The organism is Luteolibacter yonseiensis (genome assembly GCF_016595465.1).
GTDB classification, from domain to species: domain Bacteria; phylum Verrucomicrobiota; class Verrucomicrobiia; order Verrucomicrobiales; family Akkermansiaceae; genus Luteolibacter; species Luteolibacter yonseiensis.
In genome coordinates, this window is record NZ_JAENIK010000012.1 from 575,716 (window position 1) to 599,008 (window position 23,293).

General features: G+C 60.6%; 16 protein-coding genes and 1 tRNA gene. 8 read left to right on the top strand and 9 right to left on the bottom strand.

All coding sequences use genetic code 11. The features are described 5' to 3' along the window. Nucleotides 1–8: 8 nt before the first annotated feature. Nucleotides 9–638: a TetR family transcriptional regulator gene (locus JIN84_RS18140; protein ID WP_200352486.1), complete on the bottom strand. Its 630-nt coding sequence runs from the start codon at nt 636–638 to the stop codon at nt 9–11. Nucleotides 639–751: 113 nt separating this feature from the next. Here JIN84_RS18140 and JIN84_RS18145 point away from each other — a divergent pair, with 113 nt between their 5' ends. Together JIN84_RS18145 and JIN84_RS18150 are read left to right on the top strand one after the other, a co-directional pair. After that, entirely contained in the window at nt 752–1,885 is a 1,134-nt protein-coding gene (locus JIN84_RS18145; RefSeq protein ID WP_200352487.1) for an efflux RND transporter periplasmic adaptor subunit, read from the top strand. A gap of 12 nt (nt 1,886–1,897) precedes the next feature. Continuing rightward, nucleotides 1,898–5,020: a multidrug efflux RND transporter permease subunit gene (locus JIN84_RS18150; RefSeq protein ID WP_200352488.1), complete on the top strand. Its 3,123-nt coding sequence runs from the start codon at nt 1,898–1,900 to the stop codon at nt 5,018–5,020. Nucleotides 5,021–5,158: 138 nt separating this feature from the next. Here the strand turns inward: JIN84_RS18150 and JIN84_RS18155 are convergent, their stop codons facing one another. The 4 genes from JIN84_RS18155 to JIN84_RS18170 form a co-directional block, all read right to left on the bottom strand. Next, nucleotides 5,159–7,927 (bottom strand): PQQ-dependent sugar dehydrogenase, encoded by a 2,769-nt coding sequence (locus tag JIN84_RS18155; RefSeq protein ID WP_200352489.1) that lies wholly within the window; start codon nt 7,925–7,927, stop codon nt 5,159–5,161. 370 nt (nt 7,928–8,297) lie between these two features. Then, nucleotides 8,298–8,387, bottom strand: a tRNA-Ser gene (locus JIN84_RS18160). Nucleotides 8,388–8,449: 62 nt separating this feature from the next. Next, nucleotides 8,450–9,310, bottom strand: coding sequence for a formyltetrahydrofolate deformylase (gene purU, locus JIN84_RS18165; RefSeq protein ID WP_200352490.1), 861 nt, complete (start codon nt 9,308–9,310; stop codon nt 8,450–8,452). A 54-nt stretch (nt 9,311–9,364) separates the two neighbouring features. Further along, the gene (locus tag JIN84_RS18170) at nt 9,365–9,883 is read right to left on the bottom strand and encodes a hypothetical protein (RefSeq protein ID WP_200352491.1); all 519 of its coding nucleotides are present in this window, start codon (nt 9,881–9,883) and stop codon (nt 9,365–9,367) included. Nucleotides 9,884–10,051: 168 nt separating this feature from the next. On the opposite strand from JIN84_RS18170, the gene JIN84_RS18175 reads away from it, so the two are divergent. Further along, a complete protein-coding gene (locus JIN84_RS18175) occupies nt 10,052–11,677 on the top strand; it encodes a zinc ribbon domain-containing protein (protein ID WP_200352492.1) in 1,626 nt (541 codons plus the stop codon). 45 nt (nt 11,678–11,722) lie between these two features. Here JIN84_RS18175 and JIN84_RS18180 read toward each other — a convergent pair whose 3' ends face one another. Genes JIN84_RS18180 through ribH form a run of 3 tightly spaced genes read right to left on the bottom strand, consistent with a single transcriptional unit; the run spans nt 11,723 to nt 14,524 of the window. After that, entirely contained in the window at nt 11,723–13,051 is a 1,329-nt protein-coding gene (locus JIN84_RS18180) for an AI-2E family transporter (RefSeq protein WP_200352493.1), read from the bottom strand. A 50-nt stretch (nt 13,052–13,101) separates the two neighbouring features. Next, nucleotides 13,102–14,016 carry a transcription antitermination factor NusB gene (gene nusB, locus JIN84_RS18185; RefSeq protein WP_200352494.1) on the bottom strand — a complete coding sequence of 305 codons (915 nt, stop codon included), beginning with the start codon at nt 14,014–14,016 and terminating at the stop codon, nt 13,102–13,104. Further along, nucleotides 14,009–14,524 (bottom strand): 6,7-dimethyl-8-ribityllumazine synthase, encoded by a 516-nt coding sequence (gene ribH / locus JIN84_RS18190; RefSeq protein WP_200352495.1) that lies wholly within the window; start codon nt 14,522–14,524, stop codon nt 14,009–14,011. Before ribH ends, nusB begins: the two co-directional genes overlap by 8 nt. A gap of 129 nt (nt 14,525–14,653) precedes the next feature. Between ribH and JIN84_RS18195 the strand changes: the two genes are divergently transcribed. The 3 genes from JIN84_RS18195 to JIN84_RS18205 all read left to right on the top strand — a co-directional run bounded on the left by JIN84_RS18195 (nt 14,654) and on the right by JIN84_RS18205 (nt 17,740). Further along, nucleotides 14,654–15,829 (top strand): NTP transferase domain-containing protein, encoded by a 1,176-nt coding sequence (locus tag JIN84_RS18195; protein WP_200352496.1) that lies wholly within the window; start codon nt 14,654–14,656, stop codon nt 15,827–15,829. Between the two features lie 578 nt (nt 15,830–16,407). After that, on the top strand, nt 16,408–16,932 hold the full coding sequence (locus JIN84_RS18200) for a helix-turn-helix transcriptional regulator (protein WP_200352497.1): 525 nt from the start codon (nt 16,408–16,410) through the stop codon (nt 16,930–16,932). Nucleotide 16,933: 1 nt separating this feature from the next. After that, a complete protein-coding gene (locus JIN84_RS18205; RefSeq protein WP_200352498.1) occupies nt 16,934–17,740 on the top strand; it encodes a hypothetical protein in 807 nt (268 codons plus the stop codon). A gap of 4 nt (nt 17,741–17,744) precedes the next feature. On the opposite strand, the gene JIN84_RS18210 is transcribed toward JIN84_RS18205, so the two are convergent. Continuing rightward, nucleotides 17,745–19,478 (bottom strand): 4-alpha-glucanotransferase, encoded by a 1,734-nt coding sequence (locus tag JIN84_RS18210; RefSeq protein WP_200352499.1) that lies wholly within the window; start codon nt 19,476–19,478, stop codon nt 17,745–17,747. Nucleotides 19,479–19,728: 250 nt separating this feature from the next. Between JIN84_RS18210 and JIN84_RS18215 the strand changes: the two genes are divergently transcribed. Together JIN84_RS18215 and JIN84_RS18220 are read left to right on the top strand one after the other, a co-directional pair. Then, entirely contained in the window at nt 19,729–22,509 is a 2,781-nt protein-coding gene (locus JIN84_RS18215) for a sensor histidine kinase (RefSeq protein ID WP_200352500.1), read from the top strand. Between the two features lie 6 nt (nt 22,510–22,515). Continuing rightward, nucleotides 22,516–23,187 (top strand): response regulator, encoded by a 672-nt coding sequence (locus JIN84_RS18220; RefSeq protein ID WP_200352501.1) that lies wholly within the window; start codon nt 22,516–22,518, stop codon nt 23,185–23,187. Nucleotides 23,188–23,293: the final 106 nt, after the last annotated feature.

Below are 23,293 nucleotides of genomic sequence, written 5' to 3' on the forward strand. Positions count from 1 at the left end.
CGCGGGCGTCACTTCGTGAAATGGTCGGAATCCTGAATCGTTTTGATGCCCGCACGGATCATCCTTTCCACCTGCGCCCAGCGGTCTGTCTCAGGCAGGCGTTCGGTCCACCATAGCGTGCCCATGATGCCTTCGATGAGCGAATGGAGGTAGATGTTGCAGAGGTCCACCTCCGTGTTCGCCGGGATCTCCCCCGCTGAGGCGGCCTTGCGGATCAGCTGTTGCGTGGATCTGAACGCACGTCTTTCCCAAAGGATGCGGACATCCTGGATGGACTGGTACTCGCTGCTCTTCTCGCACTTCATGTAAAGGATCTCGAGGACGTTTTTCACGGATGCGGATTCGCCCACGGTGCGGAGGTAGTTCATCCCCCAGCGATAGAGGGTTTCCAAATAGGTTTCCCCGGGCGAAATCGAGGTGATCTCACGCGTGGTTTCCAAGCCCCGCATGCAGACTGCGACGCAGATGTCCACCTTGTCCTTGTAGTGGCCGTAGACGGCGCCCTTGGAGACTCCGGCCTTCTCCGCGATGAGGCTGATGGTGGTGTTCGCGACACCCTTGTCCACCAGAACCACTTCGGCGGCGTCCAGGATTTTCACGACGGTCTTGAGGGTGTCTTCTTTGGTTTTGCGGGCCATGGGTTTCGGAATGACCGGGAAAAAATACGAGTAAATTTAATTGTTCGCAAACGAATAAATGTTGACCCGTTGATTTTTATAGGGAATGTGTCCCGCGCACGCCGCAGTCCGCCATGAAGATCCGTTTTCTTTCCCCCGTCTTGTTCCTGAGTTTTTCCATTCTGGCGATGACCAGCTGCAAAAAGGAGGAGCAGGCTCCCCAAGGCCCGGCCGGGCCGCAGGAAGCCAAGTTCATCACGGTGAAGCCGGAGCAGTTTGTCGTCAAATCAAGCCAGCCGGGTCGCTTGGAAGCCTATCGCCAGGCTGAGGTCCGGGCCCGTGTTTCCGGCGTTGTGAAAGAACGCGCCTACGAAGAGGGGCAGGAAGTGAAGGCTGGAGCCGTGCTTTTCCGTATCGATCAAGCCCCGCTGCAAGCCGCTTACGATGCCGCCCAGGCGGCGCTTTCGGAAGGCGAGGCGAATCTGGCTCTGGCCCAGGATAAGAAGGACCGCTACCAGGCCCTCATCACCAGCAATGCGGTGAGTCTCCGCGACATGAAGGAAGCGGAGTCCGAGTTGTTGCAGGCCGCCGCCAAAATCGAATCCGCCAAGGCGGCGAGGGAATCGGCCCGCCTTCGACTCGAATATGCGACCGTGACCTCGCCCATCGACGGACGGGCGAGAAGAGCCGCCGTCACCGAGGGCGCGCTAGTGGGCGAGGACTCCGCCACCCTGCTGACGACGGTCGAACAGATCGACCCCATCTACGTGAATTTTTCCCAGCCGGTCTCGGACGTGGTCTCGCTCCGCCGCTCCCTCGCGGAAGGAAATTTCGAAGGGATCGATCCGAACGAGGTGAAGGTGGGAATCATCCTCGGCGACGGAAGCGTTTATTCCCAACCCGGAAAACTCATTTTCTCCGATCTGGCGGTCGAACCTAGCACCGACAGCGTCATGATGCGCGCGCTGGTTCCGAATCCCAAACGCGAGCTATTCCCGGGAATGTATGTCAGGGCTTCGTTCGATCTCGCAGTGGAGAAACAGGCGATCCTCGTCCCTCGCGTGGCGGTGATCCGCACGAACGAAGGGTCCATCGTAATGTCCATCAACGCGAGCGACGAGGTGGTGGCGCTGCCGGTGGAGGCGAAGAACATCGATGGAAACCGCTGGCATCTCACCAGCGGCCTCAAGGGGGGCGAAAGAATCATTGTGGAAAACCCGGGCTTCTTCGTTCCGGGGACGAAGGTGGTGGCAACCGAAATCAAATAACACTCCCGAGCCATGGCCTTCTTCTTCATCAAGCGCCCGATCTTCGCATGGGTCGTATCGCTGTTCATCATCCTGGCGGGGCTGCTGTCCCTGCGTTCGCTGCCGGTCGCCCAGTATCCCGACATCGCGCCGCCGACGGTGAACATTTCCACATCGTATCCCGGAGCCTCCGCGCAGGTCGTGGAGGAAACTGTCACCGCGGTCATCGAGCGCGAGATGAACGGCGCGCCCGGATTGATCTACATGGCGGGGACCAGCGAGTCCACCGGAGCGGCGTCGCTCAAGCTCACCTTCAAGCAAGGCACCAATCCGGACATCGCGGCGGTGGAGGTGCAGAATCGCCTGGCGGTCGTGGAGCAACGCTTGCCCGCGGTGGTCAGGCAGGGCGGCATCCGCATCGAGAAGGCCGCCGACAACATCCAGTTGTTCGTATCATTGTCCTCGAAGGATCCGAAGTATGATTCGGTGGCCCTCGGAGAGATCGCGGCATCCCGCGTGATCGACATCCTCCGCCGGGTGCCCGGCGTGGGGCAGGTGCAGATCTTCGGCGCGGAGCGTGCGATGCGTATCTGGCCGGATCCGGAAAAACTCACCGCGCTGCAACTCTCGGCCTCGGACGTGGTGAACGCCGTCCGCAGCAACAACAACCGGATCACTATCGGCGACATCGGCAGCCATTCCGTACCTGAATCGGCCGCTCTCAGCGCCACCATCGTGGCGGATGACTCGCTCGACACGCCGGAGGAATTCGGCGACATCGAGCTGCGGAGCCTGCCCGACGGATCATCCATCAAGCTGCGCGACGTGGCGCGGATCGAGCTCGGCGGCAGTGACTATCAGATCGTGTCCGGTCTCAACGACAGGGCCGCCACCGGCATGGGCGTGAAGCTCGCACCGGGATCGAACGCGCTGGAGGTGGTGGAAGGGATCAAGAAGGCGATGGACGAACTCGCGCCGCTGCTGCCGAGCGGAGTACAGTATGAGATTCCTTACGACACCTCACCCTTCGTGGCGGTATCCATCAAGAAGGTGGTGGTGAGCTTGTTCGAGGCGATCGCTCTGGTGTTCGTCGTGATGTTCCTCTTCATGCAGAACATCCGGGCCACGCTGATTCCGACGTTCGTCGTGCCCATCGCCTTGTTGGGGACGTTCGCGGTGATGATGGCGATGGGGTTCTCGATCAACGTGCTGACCATGTTCAGCATGGTGCTCGCCATTGGAATCCTGGTCGATGACGCCATCGTGGTCGTCGAAAACGTGGAACGGATCATGAAGGAGGAGGGGCTCGCACCCGGCCCGGCGACCGTGAAGGCGATGAAACAGATCAGCGGCGCGATCATCGGCATCACGGTGGTGCTCGTCTCCGTGTTCATTCCCATGGCGTTCTTTTCGGGAGCGGTCGGCAACATCTATCGCCAGTTCGCGCTCACGCTTTCGGTTTCCATCGGGTTTTCAGCCTTCCTGGCGCTTTCGCTCACTCCGGCTCTCTGCGCGACCATGCTGAAACCGATCGGTGCGGATCATCATGAAAAGAAGGGTTTCTTCGGGTGGTTCAACCGTGTCTTTGACAAGACGACACACAGGTATTCGGGAACGGTGGCGGCGCTGGTCCGCAAGCCCGTGCGCTATCTTTTCGTGTTCGCGGCGATCGTCGGGGCGACGTTCCTTATGTATCGCGACCTGCCATCCTCCTTCCTGCCGAACGAGGACCAGGGGAACCTCATGATCCCCGTTTCCCTGCCGCAGGGGGCGACCCAGCGTGAGACCCGCGCGGTTCTTGCGGAGATCAACGAGTATATGGTGAAGGAGGAATCCGCGGTGCATTCGTTCTCCATCGCCGGATTCAGCATCTTCGGAAACGGGCCTCACACGGGCATGATCTTCGCGATGCTCAGGCCTTGGGACGAACGCAAGGAGGAGAAAGACCACGTGAGTTCCGTCGTCGCGAGGGTGAACCAGAAATTCGGCGTGCGGCCGAACGCGATGATCTTCGCGCTCACCGCTCCACCGTTGCCGGAACTCGGTTCATCCACCTCCGGTTTCGACTTCCGCCTCCAGAACCGCGGCGGCATTCCTTACAAGGATTTCGTGAAAGCGCGTGACCAGTTGCTGGGAATGGCTGCCGGGAATCCCGAATTGAAGGCGGTGATGTATGCCGGCATGACGGACACTCCGCAGCTCCGCTTGGACATCGACCGCGCCAAGGCCCAGGCCATGGGCGTGACGATCGAGGAGGTGAACAGCACGCTCGCGGTGATGTTCGGCTCGGACTATGTGGGAGATTTCATCCTGAACGGCCAGGTGCGCCGCATCATCATCCAGGCGGATGGGAAACACCGCACCCTCGTGGACGATGTGAAGAAACTGCGGGTGAGGAACACGGCGGGTCACATGGTGGAGATCGGAACGTTCGCCAGAACCGAGTGGATCATCGGACCACCGAGCCTCACCCGTTACAACGGATTCCCCGCATTCTCGATCACGGGTGAAGCGGCGGCCGGCAAGAGCAGCGGTGACGCGATGAAAGCGATGGAGGAACTCGTGAAGAAGCTGCCTCCCGGCCTCGGCTACGAGTGGTCCGGACAATCTTACGAGGAACGCGTCTCCGGTTCGCAGGCGCCCGTGCTTTATGGACTGTCGATCCTGATCGTTTTCCTCGCCCTCGCCGCGCTTTATGAAAGCTGGTCGATCCCTCTCTCGGTGGTGCTCGCGGTGCCGCTGGGCATCCTCGGGGCGGTCGCCGGGGTGATCCTGCGCGACATGCCGAACGACATTTATTTCCGCGTCGGACTCATCGCCATCATCGGCCTCTCCTCGAAGAACGCGATCCTGATCGTGGAAGTCGCCAAGGATCTTTATCGCGACGGCATGGGGCTGGTGGATGCGGCGGTGGAGGCATCGCGGCTGCGCCTGAGACCGATCATCATGACCTCGCTGGCGTTCGGTATCGGTGTGGTGCCGCTGGCCTTCGCGTCGGGTGCCAGCTCGGGCGCGCAGAACGCCATCGGCACCGGAGTGCTGGGAGGCATCACCACTGCCACGGTGCTCGCGATTTTCTTCGTGCCGGTGTTTTTCGTGGTGATCGGGAAAGTCAGCAAAAAACCGAAGCCATTGGAGGAGACGGAGGCACACTGATCTGTGGCGTCGCGCAATGAGCCCTCGTCCGACCTGCGGATGCGAGGTGTGAGGAAGAGCTTCGCGCTCGTGTCGCACGTTCCATCGGCTGCGTGGACGAGGGCGTCCACGCTCCTTATTGAGACGATGTCCATGTGGTCACTCGCCTTTCTGCGACAGCTTCTTGATCCATTCACCCAGCACTTCAAGCGCCGTGGCATCCACCACATTGCGTGATACCGGCGGCATTTGTTCGGTGAGGTTGGTCGAGGCCATGCGATGGTGCAGGATCGATTTCACGGGATCTCCCGGAGCGACGATTTTTCCATTCTCGATGCCGAGCGTGTTCCGTAATTCGCCGCCGATGATTCCTTGTGCGGACAGCGGCGTGTCGTAGCGGGCGTCCCACAACGCACCGGTGCCGTTAGGGCGGTGGCAGTGGGCGCAGTTCGTGTCGAGATAGGAGCGCGCGCGGTCTTCCACTGATGCCTTGGTGTCATCCACGGCCACGGTATGTGCGAAATGTTTGATCGCGCTTTCATCCAAGGCCGGGCCGAACATCTGCAGATAGGTCCATGTGCGGAGTTGGTTGTCGGTCCGTCCATTCGGGTAGGCGTGATCGCCATTGAGCTGGCGGGTTTTCGGACCGAGCACGAATCCGGCGTTCGGCGTATGGCACATGAAGCACAACCCGCTGCCGGGGTAGCTCCATGTCTGGTTGCGGGTGGTGCCGGACGCGTCGGTGATTTTCAACACCTCTTCCTGACCCGCCGCATCCACGAGATCGGCATCGCTGCCATCCGGTCGCCAGCGGTAGGTAGCACCATAGCCGAAGCCACCGGTCGGATCCAGAACCAGCAAGCGCGTCTCCAGGCGCCGGCGGGCCTTGCTGGTTTGATCGGTTTCGATCTCGAAGTGCTGGATGAAAACCGTGCCGCCCGGCCAGGTGAATTCGCCCTTGTCCGCAAAACCGATTTTTCCCGAGTCCGGCAGGATCACCCAGTGGCGGGTTTCCGCGCCGTCGTTCCACGACGGGCTGTTCAGAGAGTAGGGGATCACACCGGGTTTGGGTGTCAGATTCCTGTCACTGAAGATTCCGGTGGCGGAGAGGGTGGGTGGAAGTGCTTCATCCGCCGTCGCGGGCAGATTCAATCCGCTCACGGCAGGTCGTGTATCCAGCCCGTAAGGCGTGTTTCCTGAAATCCGGATGTCCGCGCCGGCCACGCCGCTGTCAGGCAGGCCGTCACGCCGGGCGATGGCCTTGATGACGGTACCCGTGGTGATCTGGAATGGAGCGGTGTAAACGGGCGATGCCGCGTCCGGGGCTTTTCCATCCGTGGTGAAGCGGATCGTCGTGCCGGGCGTGGGATTGGAGATGCTGACCCACACCGGACCGCTGAAGGCGCCGCTGGCTGGCATGATGGCCGGCGTGGCGAGACGGTTTTCGATATCGAATCCGCCGCTCACCGCTGAAAAACTGCCGCTGCTGGCGCGGAGCGTGTAACCGCGTCCTGGCTTGGCGATGCTGAGTGCGGGAAACGTGGCCACGCCTTTCACCGCCGGAACCTTGCTGGTGCCGATGAGCGTGCCGCCGGAAGAGAGTGTGAGTGTGACACTGTCGTTCGCCGCATCCACGGGCTTCCCGGAGGAATCCTGAAGCGCGACCTTCACCGTGCCGATGGATGTGCCGACGTTGGTGCTCACCGGTTGCTGGATCACCGCCAGCTTCGCCACCTGTCCGCCGCCGGTCCAGCGCACCCGCCAGACGGAACCGTTCTTGCTGGCGCTGTTCGCCTCGTCCGATCCACCGGGGATGCCCGCGCGGGCGATATACCAGAGCGAGCCATCCGGAGCGGTGTCCACGTCGATGGGACGGTCGATGTCCTTTGCGAAATCGTATCGCTTGTCCGGCGTGGCGGGGTCGATAGATTTGATCCAGCCCTTGTAATCCGAGAAGAAATAGCGTCCGGTGTGCTCGGAGGGAAACGCGTCCGTGCCCGGCTTGGCGGGATTGTAGAAATCGCCGCCGCACAAGGCCGTGCCACCGCCGCCACCGTGGTCGTAGGCATACGCCGGAGCGCGGTAGCCCGGGGGTTGCTTCTGGTTCTTCGGCGGGCCGTCGATCCCCGGCCAACCGTAGTTCACCACCACCGGCGGCTTGCCGGTGTCGTAGGCCTCGATCTGCTCGAAATTCGCCCCGACCATGCTGAGATACAGCAACCCGGTGCCCGGTTGCACCGAGATCGTGAAAGGATTCCGCAGGCCCAGCGCGGCGATGGCGCGGTTCTTGTCCTTGTACTCGTTGTAATGCGGATTGTCCGAGGGAATGGTGCCGTCCTTGTTGATGCGCAGCAGTTTTCCCAACAGGTTCCCGCCATCCTGCGCGTTCGAATCCTTCGAATTCTCACCCGTGCTGACGTAGAGTTTGCCGTCCTTGCCGAAGCCCAATCCGCCACCGTTATGCCAGCCGATCTTCGAGAGGTTGTCGAGTTCCAGGATGACCACCTCGCTCTTCAAATCCGCCACATCGCCCTTCAGCGTGAACCGGCTGACGCGGTTGTTGCTGGAGGTGCGCGCCTTGTCGTCCGGGTCGCGGTTGTGGGTGTAATAAACGTAAATCCAACCGTTTTTGGAAAACTCCGGATCAAAACAAACGCTCAACAACCCGCGCTCGTTCCAAGCATCCACCTTGGAGCTGAGGTCCAACACGGGCTTCGGCAACAGCTTCTCTCCGTCGATCAGACGCAGCAATCCGTGCTTTTCGCAGAGGAACAGCCGTCCATCGGGAGAGAAGGACATGGTCACGGGGTTCAAGTCGTCCGCGATCTTTGTCTCCGCAAACCCCGCAGGCAACGTCGCCGCCCCAGCGGTGGAAAGAAACAAAGTGAAAAGAGGGAACAATGGGACAGGGTTTTCGAAGATGATCATGGGTTTGATGGATGCCGGAGGAGTAGACGGGCGAGCCGAGGCAGGATTCGAACCGCCGACACTCTTCCCGACGTTCTTCTAAAGAGCGGACTCATGCAATCTTGCACCGTTACCCATTTGAGCAGTTATCCTTGGTAAGTAGCCACGGGAAAAAGATATTCTCATCGAAATTGCCGATATGGTTTCCGCAACTGGAGGCTTCAAGGAAGCGTGGGAAATATATCTATCGCCAAAGCTGTTTTTCACAGACCGGGCACGGCGCACAGTTGAGAGTCTTCGTGACTACTTCGGACCAGGCATGATGAAACGGCCTTTTGCTGAATCTATCAGAAACTGCCGGGGACTCCCATTTCCATAAATGATGAAAGGGTGGCGGAGAGGGAGGGATTCGAACCCTCGGTGAGTGTTACCCCACGTCTGATTTCGAATCAGGTGCCATAGACCACTCGACCACCTCTCCTTCGAACCGGGACCGGGAAAATGGCGGGTGATCGGCGGGTTGTAAAGCCTGCAATTGGATTTTTAATCCGGAAAAACGATGGCGCGGTGGCCGTCGATGATGGTGCGGTCGTGGACGTGGAAGCGGATGCCTTTGGCGAGGGCGATGCGCTCGCAGTGGCGGCCGAGGCGGACGAGATCGTTCGGGGTGTGGAAGTGCTGCACGCGGTCGACCTCCTGCTCGATGATCGGGCCGGCGTCGAGGTCCGCGGTGACGTAGTGGCAGGTGGCTCCGATGAGTTTCACTCCGCGCTCGTAAGCCTGCTTGTATGGGTTCGCGCCGATGAAGGCGGGGAGGAAGCTGTGGTGGATGTTGATGATCTTCCCGCTGAAGTCCCGGCAGAAATCGTCCGGAAGGATCTGCATGAAGCGGGCGAGCACGATGAGTTCGACGTCCTGGGCTTCGACGAGCTTGCGGATTTCCGCGAAGCCGGGCAGGCGCTGGTCGCCGTCCATCGGGATCTCGTGGAAAGGGATGCCCGCGCGTTCGGCGATAGCGCGGCAGTTCGGGCGGTTGCCGATGATGGAGGTGATCTCGATAGGGAGTTCGTCCAGTTCGGCGCGCCAGAGGATTTCGTTGAGGCAGTGGTCCGTCTTGGTGACGAGCACCGCGGTTTTCATGCGGTAGGGGAGCTTGCGGAAATGCCAGTCCGCCTGGAGCGAGCGGCCGAGCGTGCCGAAGCCGTCAATGAAATCCTGCACGTCGACATCCAGATCCGTGGTGACGATCTCAAGCCGGGCGAAGAATTTTCCTCCGAGCTGGTCGGAGAACTGGGCGAATTCGATGAGATTCCCCCGGTGGCCGGCGACATAGTTCGCGATTTTCGCGACGATGCCGGGCTGGTCGTGGCAACTGAGTTTGAGGATCAATCCTGAGCGGGACATGCGCGGCGAGATTGGGTGGCCGGCGAGGTCCAGTCAATCAATCGCGGATGGGTTTCAGGGTTGTGGCGCTCCGCCTTCTCCATTGGAAGTATCTTGCGCTGGAAAGGTGGTGGCGGACACCGCCTTCGCCTGGCCCGGAGGCGTGCCTTTTTCGACAGTGGGGACCACGGGCCCGGAAAGGAAAGATGGCAGCACCGAGAAAAACAAGATGGCCGAGAGCGCGAGAGCCGTTCCGGCCAGCCACCAGAGGAGGTTGCCCTGGCGTGGCCGGGCTTCCTCAGGTTCGGCGGCGGGGAGGGGGGCCGCCCTTGGGACGGAAATGGCGACCGGTTCCGGGGGAGCGGGCGTTTCACGCACAGGCGCGACGGGTGCGCTCCAGCCAGCAAAATCGAGATCTTCCGCAGAGAGGGCCATGTCCTCGGGTTGGGGCGCGCTGCGTTTCACGTAGGGGCGGGCCAGCATGGCTGCGATCACCGCCTCATCCACGAATCCACCTTCCCATTCCTTTTGGAGGACCGGAGTTCCAGCATCGCCGGACGGGGTGGGGAGGGGATTGACTCTGAGGGTGCTCATGGGTGGCTTGCTCTGATTGGGACGACTTGGTAGGGAGAAAGTAGGGAAAGGTCAATATTTAATGTTTCCTTACCATCGTCCGGCACCCGCCTGCGGACGGAACTTTGTTAGATCCGGCCGGCGTTCGGGATTCGGGTGATGCTTGGGGTTGCAATCAATGCTGTTTGCATGAAAAGTGGACGTAACGATATGACGCACCCGCACCCTGACGACTCACTGTTGCTTATCCGTTGCCCGTCCTGTGGCCAACGCTTCAAGGTCGGGGATGACCTGCGGGAACGGACGGTGGAGTGCGGCGGTTGCGAACACCGTTTCCGCATCAATGACGAGGTGATCGTCCGCACCAAGAAATTCTACCCCGGCGAGCGAAATGATCCGGCCCTGAACCGTTTCCAGCGGGTGCCTCTCGCGGGGGGCGAATCCCTCTCGGGACTCCAGACCATCCGTTATGCGAACGTGCCGGATCCCGCGGTTCTGGAGCCGATGTCACCGCAGCGGATCCTGGCGGGCGCGCTGGGTGTGGGTGGGATGGTGTTCATGGCGCTGCTCCTGATGTTCGGTGGTTCCAGCGGAGGAATGTTGGACGGCATGGAGACGGGAAACCGTCTCGTGATGGGTGGTTTCGCCTGCTTGCTCGGCATGCTGCTGCTGGTCTATGCTAACCCGAAGGCACGGATCAAGGCGCTGGGAGTGGGACTGTTGCTTGCCGGTTTTGTCATGGCGGTCCCGTTCTTTTTCAAAAGCGGCTCGGTATTGCCGCAGTCCCGACAGGAAGCCGTGGCGGGCGGTCCCGGCCCTTCCATTGAAGCTCCGAAGGAAACGGAACAGAGCAAGTCGCTCAACGCCCTGAAGAGCCGCATCGGAACGGATCCGCTCGACGCGGAAATCGCCAGACATCCCAAGGAAGAAGGTGGCAAGCGGGCGGTCGGGATCTGGCTGCGGGACCTGAGCGGAAGCAACAAAAACCTCGTGCGGGATTACTTCATCCGCGCCGCCGAAGCGGACTCTTCCACCCACCCCTATCCTCGGGATGGGGGCTACCTGCTGGTCGTTACCGGTACGACGAAGAGCCTGCAAGAACTCGCGAAACTGGCGAATCCGCTTGGCGAGACGCAGAATATTTATCCGGACCTCTCGGTGGTCGAGGTGCGCGTGAACAACGAGAATTTCATCGAAGGGCCGATGGAGAAGCTGATCAATCGGGAAGACCCGGCGTTCTATCAACTGAACCGCCGCGAATTGGAAAGCGTCGACCTCGACCGCGCGAAGCGGGCCGTGCAGCGTCTTTCCGACGCCCCTCCCACCGTCTACCGTAGTGATATCACCCGGCAGTTGATTTCATTGCTGGGAGAGGAAACGGTTGATTTCAAACCGATCATCTGCCGCGCGCTGGAGACTTGGTCCGAACAACCCGGGCCTGCCAGCGCCGCGGCGTTGGCAGAAGCGAAGAAACTGCAGGCGAAAAAGCAGGTGGTTCCGCAGGAAATGATCGCCCTGATCGTGAAGGAGAAAAACGTCGATGTTGTTCCGGTCCTGGATGAACTCTGGTCCCAAAATGCCACAGTGTGGGAGGCCCTTTATGGGGAAATGGGGCAAGCCATCGAGCCTGCGCTGCTCCGTCGGTTCCCCGAAACCAGCGGTACGCTCCGGTTCTCGGCAATCCGCCTGATGGGAAGGGTGGGAGGAGCTGACAGCTTGTCCGTTCTGGCGACGGTGAAGGCGGGATCTGATCCCGAGTTGAAGATCCTCCTGGAGCGCGCGGAGAAATCCATCAAGGATCGCCTCTCCCGGTGACGCGATGTGGCGCCTGTGAAGCAACGCCCCATTGAAGATGTGGGTTCAAATTTCCGCCGCGGTGGGGACCGCCTCGGCACCCGCTCCCTCTTTCAGCTTGCGCTCCCAGATGAATCGGCGGAACAGCACCTTGACCGCCGCGGTGAGGGGCACCGCCAGAAGCGCCCCGACAAAACCGCCGAGCACCAGCGACCAGAAAAGCATGGAGAAGATCACCGTAAGCGGATGCAATCCGACCGAATCACCTACGATTTTCGGTGCGGTGACCAGCGAGTTGATCTGTTGCACGATGACAAAGATCGCCACCACGCAGCCGACATATGCCCACGGCCCCATGCCGAAAGGAGACGTGCTCTGTGCGTGCAGATAGCCGATGATGCAGGCGGGGATCAGGCAGAGGATGTTGCCAATGTAAGGAATCACCCCCAGGAGGGCCATGAACACCCCGATCAGCAATCCATAGGGCAGTCCGAAAATCGTCAGCGCGATGCCCACCAGCATGCCGTCGATGGCGGCGACCAGAACCTGCCCACGGAAGAAGGATACCAGGTAACCATTGATTTCCTGCAACGTGTCCACCAGCGATGTCTTGAAGCGGGACGCCTTGAGAGGCACATAATCATGCCAGTGCGTGCGGATGGCCGCGGACTCCTTGAGGAAGAAAAACAGGTAAACCGGCACCATGATCATGCCGAGCATCAGCCCGAGAAAACCCAGGACCTTGCTGGATCCCGCCGTCAGCCAGGTCTTTCCGGTATTGAAGATCACATCCAGGTTTTCGACCAGCATGCGGCCGCCGCGGGTGTGGGCGAAGTCATCCAACGTCAGCGCCTGGTCCACAGGCCTCGCGGGTTCCCGTGGATTGCCCAGATCGTCCGTTTCCGTCAGGAGCCAGCCGACGGGGCCATCCGCGTTCTCCCTGCGGAGAGTGTTCAGCGAGCGCGTGAGGGCGGGAGCGAGATGTCGGGAATCGTCCGTGGCGGCAAGATCCGCGTTCGCCGGCACTTCCGCTGTCGTGGAAACCGGGGCCATCGTACTCTTCGCCATGAATTCACGCAACGCCCCGTGACTCCTCTGGATGCCGGGCAGGACGGCGGCCACGAGCAGGGTGATGGCGATCAGTATTCCCACAAACAGGGAAACCACCGACCACAGCCGGCTCATGCCCCTTTTTTCCAGCAGCCTCACCACCGGATCCAGCACATAGGCGATGATTCCCGCGACAATCAGCGGGATGAGCACCGGTTGGAGAAAACCGAAGACATAGCCCAAAAGCCAGACGAGCGCGACAATCAAGGCACCCAGCACCAGGATGGAAACCCCGGTGGCGGCGTTCCAGAGAGTTTTTTGTTGAAATTCGGTCGGGTAGCGCATGGTTGGAAAAACTTGCGCCGTCTTATGACGGCACATGCTTCACATACCAATTACAAAACCTCCTGATTTTCGGACGAACCCGCGGTGTGCTTGGAAATCTTGTCCAGGACCCCGTTCACAAATCTGCGCGAATCCGTGGTGCCGAAGCGTTTGGCCAGCTCGATGGCCTCGTTGATGGCGACTTTCGGCGGAATCGCCGCATGCAGGATTTCGTAGGTGCCGAGCCTCAGGATGGCCCGGTCCACCGGATCAATCCGTTCGGGGGAGAAGTTTTCCACCACCGCGGCGAGCGTCTCGTCGATCGACTCCTTTTTCACCAGAATCGAATCCACGAGTTCGTCGGACATCTTGCGCAGCGCGATGATCTCCTCCTTCGAGTCCCTCAGGCGGGCGAGATCCGCTTGTTCGGGAAATTTCTCGGGCTCTTCAACCATGCGGAGACGGTCGGAGATGCGTTGCAGGCGGCGGATCGTGGCAGCCACCGCCTCGAGTTGTCCGCGCAGGGCGGGGAAGTCTTCGATGCCTTGCAGGAAACGGAGACGTGCCAGGGCGAGGTCCCGGTCCAGCTTGAAAAGCTTCTCCAGTGCGTCGCTGAAGCTTTCGGCGACGGACGCGTCGTCATCGTCTTTCGGCAGGCGTTCCAGTTTTGCGAAAAGCGTGCTCCAGCCTGATTCCATTTCAGCCACCCGCTTCAGTTCCAGCTTCAGCACCTCCGCCTGCGGGTAGGCGGAAAGCAGGGCGCTGGCGACGCTCTGGCGTTCGACAAACTCGACCAGGCGTCCCTCGCGGCCATGGGCGAGGTGGTGCACGGTGCGGAAGGTGGCGAGCTGCAGGCTCCTGCGGTCCGACTCGGTCACGAAGTCCCAGAAAGGACCACGCAGTTCGGCGGGGTTCGCTCCTCCTTCAAGATCCGCACAGTAAAGGAACTGGACGACCGCCTCGCGGATATGGCGGCGACTAGGCATTGCGGTGCATCTTCTGGCTGGAGTTTCGCGGCATGGATCGGTCAAGTTCTTGGAAAATATCAATCATCGAGGCGGCGGCGCGGGCGGCTTCCTTGCCCCGGTTCAATTGCGCGCCGATGCAGCGTGCGTAAGCCTGCTTTTCGTCTTCGACCAGCAAAACTTCATGAATCACCGGACGGAGCGACCGCACGGCGAGTTGCTGGAGGGCGGTCGTCACGGAGCTTGCAACGAGATCCCCATGTTCGGTGGAGCCACGGATGATGAGTCCGAGCGCGATCACGCAGGCCGGTGGATCCCGCTCCAGGATCGAGGCGACCATCACCGGGATTTCAAAAGCGCCCGGCACGCGGATCAGGTCCACACGGCCTTGTGGGACAAGTTCTCCCAACTCATCGATAGCGTTCTGCACCAGCGCGTCCGTGAACTGCTCGTTGTATTTGGACGCGACAATGCAGATGCGGACCTTGGGTCCGATGATACGGGGTTTCGGCGGCAACGCTGAAGACATACGCGGGGTATGGCGGGCTGTTGTGGAAAAGTCAATCGGCAGACTGACAGATTCGTCACCAGAGCGGGAAAGTCACACGGACCGACAAACGGCAGGCGCCCCGGGAGCGGAATGGCGCTCACCGCGGGCATGAAAAGTTATCACTCGGGATGCACCCTCATCGGCTTGCCCTCCAATGGTCGTTCCTCCATGCTCCCTTGGAAAACCACCATGACAAGCACCCTGAACTCAGACAACAAACCGTGTGGCCTGGTGCTCGCGGGCGGTCGCAGCACGCGCATGGGGGTGGACAAGGCGGAGCTCGTTCATCCGGATGGCCGCACGCTCGCCGCCCGTTGTCGGGATCTGCTGCGCGAGGCGGGGTGTGACCGCGTTGTCATTTCCTTGCGCCATGAACAGGAAATTCCCGCCGGCCTTGATGGCGAGGAGATCGTCCGTGATCCCGAGGGAAGTGACGGCGGGCCGATGGCGGGTATTCTCTCAGGCATGCGCCTGTCGCCGTCAGACGACTGGCTTGTGGTCGCATGCGACCTGCCGAGGCTGGATGTGGCAACGCTGGTAAATCTGGTCGCGCGGAAAACTCCCGAGGAAAAGTTCCTTGCCTACAGGAGTGAATTTGACGGACTGCCCGAACCTCTCTGCGCCCTTTATTCCCATACCGCGTTGCCCATCCTTGAGCAGGCCGAGGCGGATGGGTTCCGCCATCCTCGGAAAATTCTCATGCATCATGGCTGTCGCCTGCTTGAACCGGCCACCCCGCGAGCCCTGGACAACGCGAACACTCCCGAAGACTGGGTGAATGCCACCGCACCCGATGGAGGTGCCGTTCCCGAGTGGAGGGCAGGTTTGCACGACATATGGATTTCCCCTGGCAACGACTTCAGGGGGCGGCATGAGCGGGGCCGTTTGGAGCACGGCATCCAAAGGCTGTCCGTGGTCGAGTGCGTGGCGGGCATGGGTCTGCGGGGAGACCGGTATTTCGGCTACAAACCTGATTTCAAGGGACAGGTGACTTTTTTGTCCGCAGAGGTCGTCGATGCGGTGAGAAAACACCTGTCGCAACCCGATCTGTGCAGTTCGGTATTCCGCCGGAACCTGATTGTAAGCGGGGTGGAGCTCGGGGAATGGAAAGATCGGCGTTTCAGCTTCCAAGGAGTTGAATTTCAAGGAAGCGAGGAGTGCAAGCCGTGTTACTGGATGGACAGGGTGGCGGGCCCGGGTGCCGAGGTTTTCCTTTCCGACCACTTCAGGGGCGGACTGAGGGCGAGGATCCTGACCGATGGAATCTTGCGGTGCTCCGAATAAAATGGCCGGAAATGACACCACTTGGCCGGGATTGGGGGTATGTAGTTCTTTCTCCCGAGGAGATCGGTGGTATCTTGAGTCCTGTTCTGAGGCGCTCACGTGCCAAAAGAAATCGTTGCCACGAACGTAGGGCCATACAGTCCGGTTCGATAACCGGGGGGAAGTCAGTCGGACTGTCCTATCAAGTGGTGATTGAAAAAAGGTGCGCTTTGAGAGATCCGGGGGGAATTCCAAAGCGCACTTTTTGCGTACACGTGGGAAAACCGGCACCGGCCTGATTCGTATCCGGAAGCTTTGAAACACGGCCACCCGTCATTCCCAGAACTCTGGAGTGGGGCAACCGGAGGATAACCGCCTGCGGACCGAATCATTGCTCAGCGGGTGATGCTGGTGGATTCGGTTCGCAGACGGCGTGCAATCCACCCGTAGGTGAAAACGGGGAGGGCATGCAACCTTGCAGATTTTGCAGAAAAACGGAAGCCCTTGATCTACGTATTCCCGGACCAGGCGCTGATTTCTGTTAGATAGCTGTTAGGCACTTGACCATGGTGGAGCGGTTTGTTTGCATTCCGCCTATCGTGATCCCCCCTACCTCTGTCCCGTCTCCCAGCGCCGGCCCTGATGACGATGAAAAAAGCGGAAAAACACCTGGGGATGAGTTTTTGGAGCGGCTGGACGACAAGCTCATGCGGGTGAACCACCGCAGGTGGATGCGTCTGAAAGCGTGGGGCGAGGTCCTTGACGCCGCGGGATGGTGCGTTTCACTACCCACCGTGGAAGGCGGGGTCTGGCTGAGCCCGAATGCCCGGCATGACCTGCGGGAGGGTGACTCTCCGCCGGCCGACAGGCATGCGGGCGGGGAGGTCCACATCTGGGGCAGCCGCTCGTCCGGACACAGGCCGCCGGATCCGCTGGCGGCTCTGACCATCCGCGAGCGCGAGGTTTTCGACTGGCTGCGTGCCGGGAAAAGCGATGCGGAGATTTCGGTGATCCTCGGCTGCGCCGTGCGGACGGTGGAGAAACATGTGGCGAATCTCTATCACAAGCTCGGCGTGAGAAACCGGGTGGCGGCGATTTTCAATTCGAACCAACCGGCTTCCTGAAATGCCGGATTTTTCCCAAATCAGCGCCACACAGGCCCGCAGGATCGACCGTGCGATGTTGTCCCTGGCGGATGTAGAGACACTCGGCGAACTCGAGGAACGCTTCATCGAGACGGCGGGGAAACTCCTGCCCGCCGATTGCATCTGCTGGAACAATTGGTCGCGGGACATGAGCCGGCTGATGACCTGCCGGACAAATGACGAATATCAGGACTCATTCGGCGGACTGGAGGAAGCTCATGCCCAAACCATGTCCGAGCATCCGTTGATCGCGGCGGACAAGCTGGAGGATACCCTTCAGCAGGTCATGCGGATTTCGGATTTCCAGCCGATCATGGAGTTCCGCGAGAATCCGTTGTTCCGCGAGGTTTATCAACATCTGGACGCGCACTACCAAATCTGTTACACGGCGAGCGTGCTGCGGGATCGCCGTCTGGTGCTCACCTGGAACCGGCGCGAGTTTGATTTCACGGATCAGGACGCGCAGGTTTTCCACTATATGGGACTGCGCCTCGGACTGGTCAGCCGCCGGATCGAGCAACGTGAACAACTGGATGCGGCGTGGAAGGGGCTCTGCGGATTTGTAGAGTCCCGCATGGGAGGCAGCTCCGTGGACAGACTCAACGACAAGGACGGTCATCTGCTGGCGGAGCTGCTGAAGTCCCGTCCGCGGGGGGAAATTGCCGCCGGAATGGGCATCCGCAGGGATAGCCTGGACAAGCGGCTGGGAACCATCCGCGAGCGGCTTGGCTTGGAAAACCACCATCAGCTGCTCAGCGCCCTGGCCGCGTTGAGGAGTGACAGTTGAATGTTCAGGGCGAACGACGGGTGATGCTGATGATTGCTGCGAACTTCTCGCCGTTCGCGCGGAGCAAGGGGTCTTCCATGATTTCCTCAAGCGTCCAGGGCAGGCGGTAGCGCCAGTTTTCGCCGCCGGTTGTGCCGGGGTGGTTGAAGCGGTCGTCAAGGCTGAAGAGTTCGGTAACCATCAGGGCCGCATAGCGCGAGTTGGACGAAAGCAGCGCCTTGATGAACCGCAGGCGGATGCCTTCGGTAAACGGAGGCCACGGTGAATGGTGCGCTGTGGGTATTCCGGCGAATTCGGAGAGAATCCGCAGTGTGTTGTGGCAGCCGCCCACCCACCAGCCGGTCTGCTCGGTTGGCTGCTCGTGGTGCTGCTGGATCGTGCGCTGGCAGGCCCGCCAGATGCCGTTGACCGGGTCGTGATCGTGGGTGGAATAAGTGGCGAAGGTATTCTCTGGAAAAAAATCGCCCGGCGTGGGATGGCCATGCTCGTTGCAGTCCCAGTGCGGGATGCGGAACCCGGCGATGCCCAGGCTGGCCAGGTGGGGGCGAACGTATTCGGGAACCCATCCGAGATCTTCCGCGATGACTTCGGCCCCGTTCGCCGCATCGAAAATCGCACGCAACCGGGCGTCGCCATCCTCCCGGTTCGCCGCCTTGTTTTCCATGGTGTCATCCGGCCTGAGCGACCAGTGGGGCAGGCGTCCGTGGGTGATGGCGGCGGCTTCCTCACGACCCAGGCCGATGAATTCGTGGTTTCTCTCCGGTCTCCAGGGGAACGCATAGATCCGGTAGAACCCGAGGATGTGATCCAGCCGGAACATCTGGAAAATCCGCGTGAGCCGTTTGATGCGTTTTCTCCACCATTGGAAACCGTTGGCCTGCATGTGATCCCAGCGATAAAGCGGGATACCCCAGTTCTGTCCCCATTGTTGGAAAAACGGATCGTCCTGGCGCATCCCTTCCGGCGGCGAGCCTCCGCTCCAGTCGAGGTGGAACTCCTCGCGATTGAAAAACACATCGCACGAATGCCAGCTGATGCCGATCGGCACGTCGCCCATGAGCTTCACCCCGCGCGCCTGCGCGTGCCCGCGCAATGCCAGCCATTGCCGGAAGCACAGCCATTGGACGAAGGCGAAGAAATCCAACCGGTGGTCCACCCCCACCGCGTCGCGTGTCCGGAGTTTGGAGAGGAATTTCCGGGCTTCCTGAGGCGTGCGGCATCCTTCCGGCCACTGGTCCCACGTCAGTGATTCGCCGTGGATTTCCATCAGATGGCGGAACAGGCAGTAGTCCTCCAGCCAGTCGCATTCGAGTTTCTTGAAGTTTTCGAACTCCGCGGTGAGGGAAGGTTCCGAATGTTTGAATCTCGACCACGCGAGTTCCAGCAACGATCGTTTCGCCGCGCGGACCGCAGGGTAGTTCACCAAGGGGGACTGGATCGCCGCCTTGAGCTGGTTGCGGGCCCGCGCGATGTCGGCTTCCGTGAGTCCAGGAATTTCGCCAACCTCGCACGCCAGATAGATCGGGTCCAGAGCCGCGGAGGAAATGCCACTGTATGGGCTTTCTTCGGTGCCGTTTTCATTGATCGGGAGCAATTGGAGGAAAGCCACTCCGTGATCGGCCGCCCAGTCGACCCAACCGCGCAGCGCCAGCGTGTCGCCGATGCCGAGATCCCCCTCCCGGCGGGGAGTGAAGGCTGGAAGCAAGAGGCCGGCTTGGCGGGGCTGGGTGGTGTGCACGCACCCATTCTTGTCGCTCGGCCGCCTGCCGTAAATATTCAATTCACCGTTACAAGTAAGAGACCGACGGGAGCCCTGTGGAGCATCCGCCTGCCACGAGCCTCGTCCATTCGCAACGGAGGGAGGTGATTCTCCGTTCCCGACCCGCGATCCCAGCTCCGTAGAACCGGTTCCGCCGACGCCATTACTCCATTTGAGCGGGGTTTTTCTAATTCACAAAGGATGGGGACTCGTTCATTTCTGGCTGCCGGTGCGTTACTTTCCGCTCATTTTCCTATTGCTGGTCCTGTGTGTGTCTGCGGCGGAGTTCTCCACTCCGGCAAGGGTGCTCGTCCGCGTCTGGCAATCGCAGGACGGGCTGCCGAGCAACGTCGTGCGCTCGATGGTGCAGGCGGGCGACGGCTATATCTGGGTGGCGACGGCCGAGGGAGTGGCCCGCTTCGATGGTTTTGATTTCGAGCTGGTCGAGCCGGAAGGAGATCTGCGCCGGTACCGCCTGGCATATTCCCGGCTCTTCACGACCCGGAGCGGTGGTGTCTGGGCGGCGACCTATCAAGGGGGGCTCTTCAAGGTAAGCGATGGCCGCATGAAGCGTGTTCTGGACAACCTGCGCCGGCCCGGCCCACCCCGGGTGATGCAGTTGGTGGAGGATGCCGATGGCGGAATTTTCTATAAACGGGGGCAGGAAATCGGGAGAATTTCCGATGACGGAGCCGTGACGGTGGTCACACCCACGGACGGCCTGTTACAGTTGCTTGCCGAGGATCTGAAAAAGCAGGAAACCGGCGGCCGGATCGTGGTGGATGGGAAGAATCCTGAGTTGCATGATCGCTCCGGTGGCGTCTGGACGGTGGGGAGCGCGGGAGGCCTGGCCATCGTGAAGGATGGTGAGGCGCCGATCTCCGTGGACCTGCCCCTGCGTGGCCAGGCCTATGCGGTGAACGAGCTCATGGAGGATTCCGAAGGAAACGTGTGGGTGGCCTCACCCATCAACGGACTTGTCAGGGTCCGTCACGCCCGGGTGGATGTGCTCGATACGAATGAGGACCAGATCGAACGGGCGGTCTGGGCTCTGACGGAGGATCATGCCGGCACGTGGTGGATCGCGAACCGGCGCGGAGGGCTGAACCGGTGGACGACCGGAGAGTCGGAATATGTCCAGCTTTCCAGTTCCCGTTCCGCGTCCGCCATTTTCGAAGACAAGGACTTCAAGCTTTGGGTGGCGTCGCGGGACGGCAGTGTCTACCGGTATGACGACGGCGTGTTCAAACCGCAGTTCGTGAAGACCCAGGTTCCGTCGAAGGTCCGCTCCATCACCCAGGATGAGAAAGGCACCCTGTGGTTCGGCGGCTCGCAGGGATTGGCATCCTACGCGTCGGAGAAGGTCAGGCGCTACGGCAGGGAAGACGGGGTGGGGGATATGGACCTCACGGTGGTCCAGCCGTTTCCCGGCGGGAAGATCATCGCGGGAACAGCCTCCGGGAGAATACTGCTGGGCGATGCGGATGGGTTTGAAACGGTTGCCAAACCGGAAGTTCTCAAGCACCAGTGGGTGTCGGGTATCTATCCTGTTTCCAAAAAGGAAACCTGGGTTTCCACACTTGGCAGCGGTCTGTACCTGTGGAACGGAAAAAAATGGTATTGCTACGATGCGGACGACGGGCTGCCGGATTCGCGTCTGACGTGCGTGCTTGACGATGGCCGTGGCTGCATCTGGCTGGGATCGTTGGGAGGCATTATCCGCGCGGAACGGAAACAGCTTCTGGCCCACGCTGCGGATGCGGAGGCCGCGGTCCAGTGGTTGCGGTTGGATCACACGGACGGACTCCCATCGCGGGAATGCATCGGCGGCTACCAACCCGCCGGATGGCTGGCCCGGGACGGATTGCTTTGGTTTCCCACCGGCAGCGGGATCGCGCGGGTGAGGCCGGATCTGGTCAAACGCAATACCGTGCCACCTCCCGTCTACCTGCAATCCGCGCGCGCGAACGGCGTGCCCCATCCCGTGGTCTCCGGTCCGATCACCACCGAGCCAGGGCGCGCGCGGCTGGAATTCCGTTTCGTCGGACTGAGCTTCAGCGCACCGGAGAAAATCAACTATCGCGCCCGCCTGGCGGGGCTGGATGATTCGTGGCGAGAACTCGGCGACCAGCGGGTCGCGGCATTCGAAGCCGTTCCGCCGGGAAAATACACCTTCGAAGTGATGGCGGTGAATGGTGATGGCCTGCGCAGCGCCGCACCCGCGAGGATCGCGGTGGTGATCGAGCCCCGGTTCTGGGAAACCGCATGGTTCTATGTATCGGTGGGAGCATTGGTCGTTTTCATCGCCGTCGGTTCCGGTTGGGCCGCCGCACGGATGCGGATGAAGAGCCGCATCCAGGCCCTGAAGATCCGCAACGCCCGCGAGGGAGAACGCTCGCGCATCGCCCGCGATCTGCATGACGACCTCGGTGCGAGTCTCACGGAAATATCCATCCTCGCCGCACTGGCTGCCGAAGATGCGGAGAAAACCGCTCTCCAGCCTTCGCTGGACCAGCTCTCCGTGAAGGCCAAACATGTCGTTGGAAGTTTGGACGAAATCGTGTGGGCGGTGAACCCGCGTGAAGACACCCTGCGATCTCTGGTGGAATACATCGCCGCGTTCGCGCGGGAGTTTCTCGACATCGCCCGGGTCCCGCTGCGCACCGACGTGGTACGGGAAATTCCTGAATTCCCGCTTGCGACTCCCCAGCGGCACGGGGTTTTCCTGGCCGCCCGCGAGGCTCTCAACAACATCGTGAAGCATTCCGGTGCGACCGAGGTGCGACTCCGCATCGGGCTCGAAGAAAAAGCCCTGGAAATCCAGATCGAGGACAATGGCTGCGGATTCGAGCCTGACTATGCCGCCGGTGGCGGTGGAAACGGCCTCGGCAATCTCAAGCAACGGATGCAAGAAGCGGGAGGAAACTGCCGTATTGAAACATTCCGTAAACAGGGAACGACCGTTTTCCTGACTCTTCCCTTGTTAACACCCGCAAAACCCCTTTCATAAAACCCAATGTCGATTTCCAAGGAGCAAGTGACCGATGTCGCGATCGTCGAGGACAATGCCGCACTCGGTGCGGGGCTCCGTAAAATTGTGGAATCCGCCGAAGATTTCCGCTGCCTCGGGGTTTGGACCAGCGCGGAAGAGGCCTTGAAAAAAATCGACGCCTTCCGCCCGCAAGTGGTGCTGATGGACATCAATCTTCCGGGCATGTCCGGAATCGAAGCCACCGCTCGCATCAAACATCATCTTCCGGAACTCCAAGTCATCATGGTCACGGTTTACCGGGATCACGATCAGATCTTCGCGGCGCTGAAAGCGGGAGCTTCCGGATACCTGTTGAAGCGCTCCACTCCGGAGGAAGTTCGTCAAGCGGTCCGGGACGTGCGTTCCGGCGGGGCGCCGATGAGCGCGGAGATCGCCCGGCGGGTGGTGGAAGCGTTCCACCAGCCCATCAAATCACCCGAAGCCGAATCGGTGAAGCTCTCCAAGCGTGAAACGGAGATTCTCGAACACCTGACAAAGGGACTCGCGAACAAGGAGATCGCGGACCGTCTGGATATCAGCGTGGAGACCGTGCGAGTCCATCTCCGCAGGGTTTACGAAAAACTTCATGTACATTCCCGCACCGAAGCGGCGATGAAGTTCCGCGATTCTAAGGAAGACAAGCGCGGGCCGCTGTGAGAGAGTGGAGGAACTTTGAATTTCCTCTAGTCGTTGATTTTCAATTGTTACAACTTGAAATGACGGAGGCTTCCTGTCGGAATATTACACAATAAATCCGCAATCT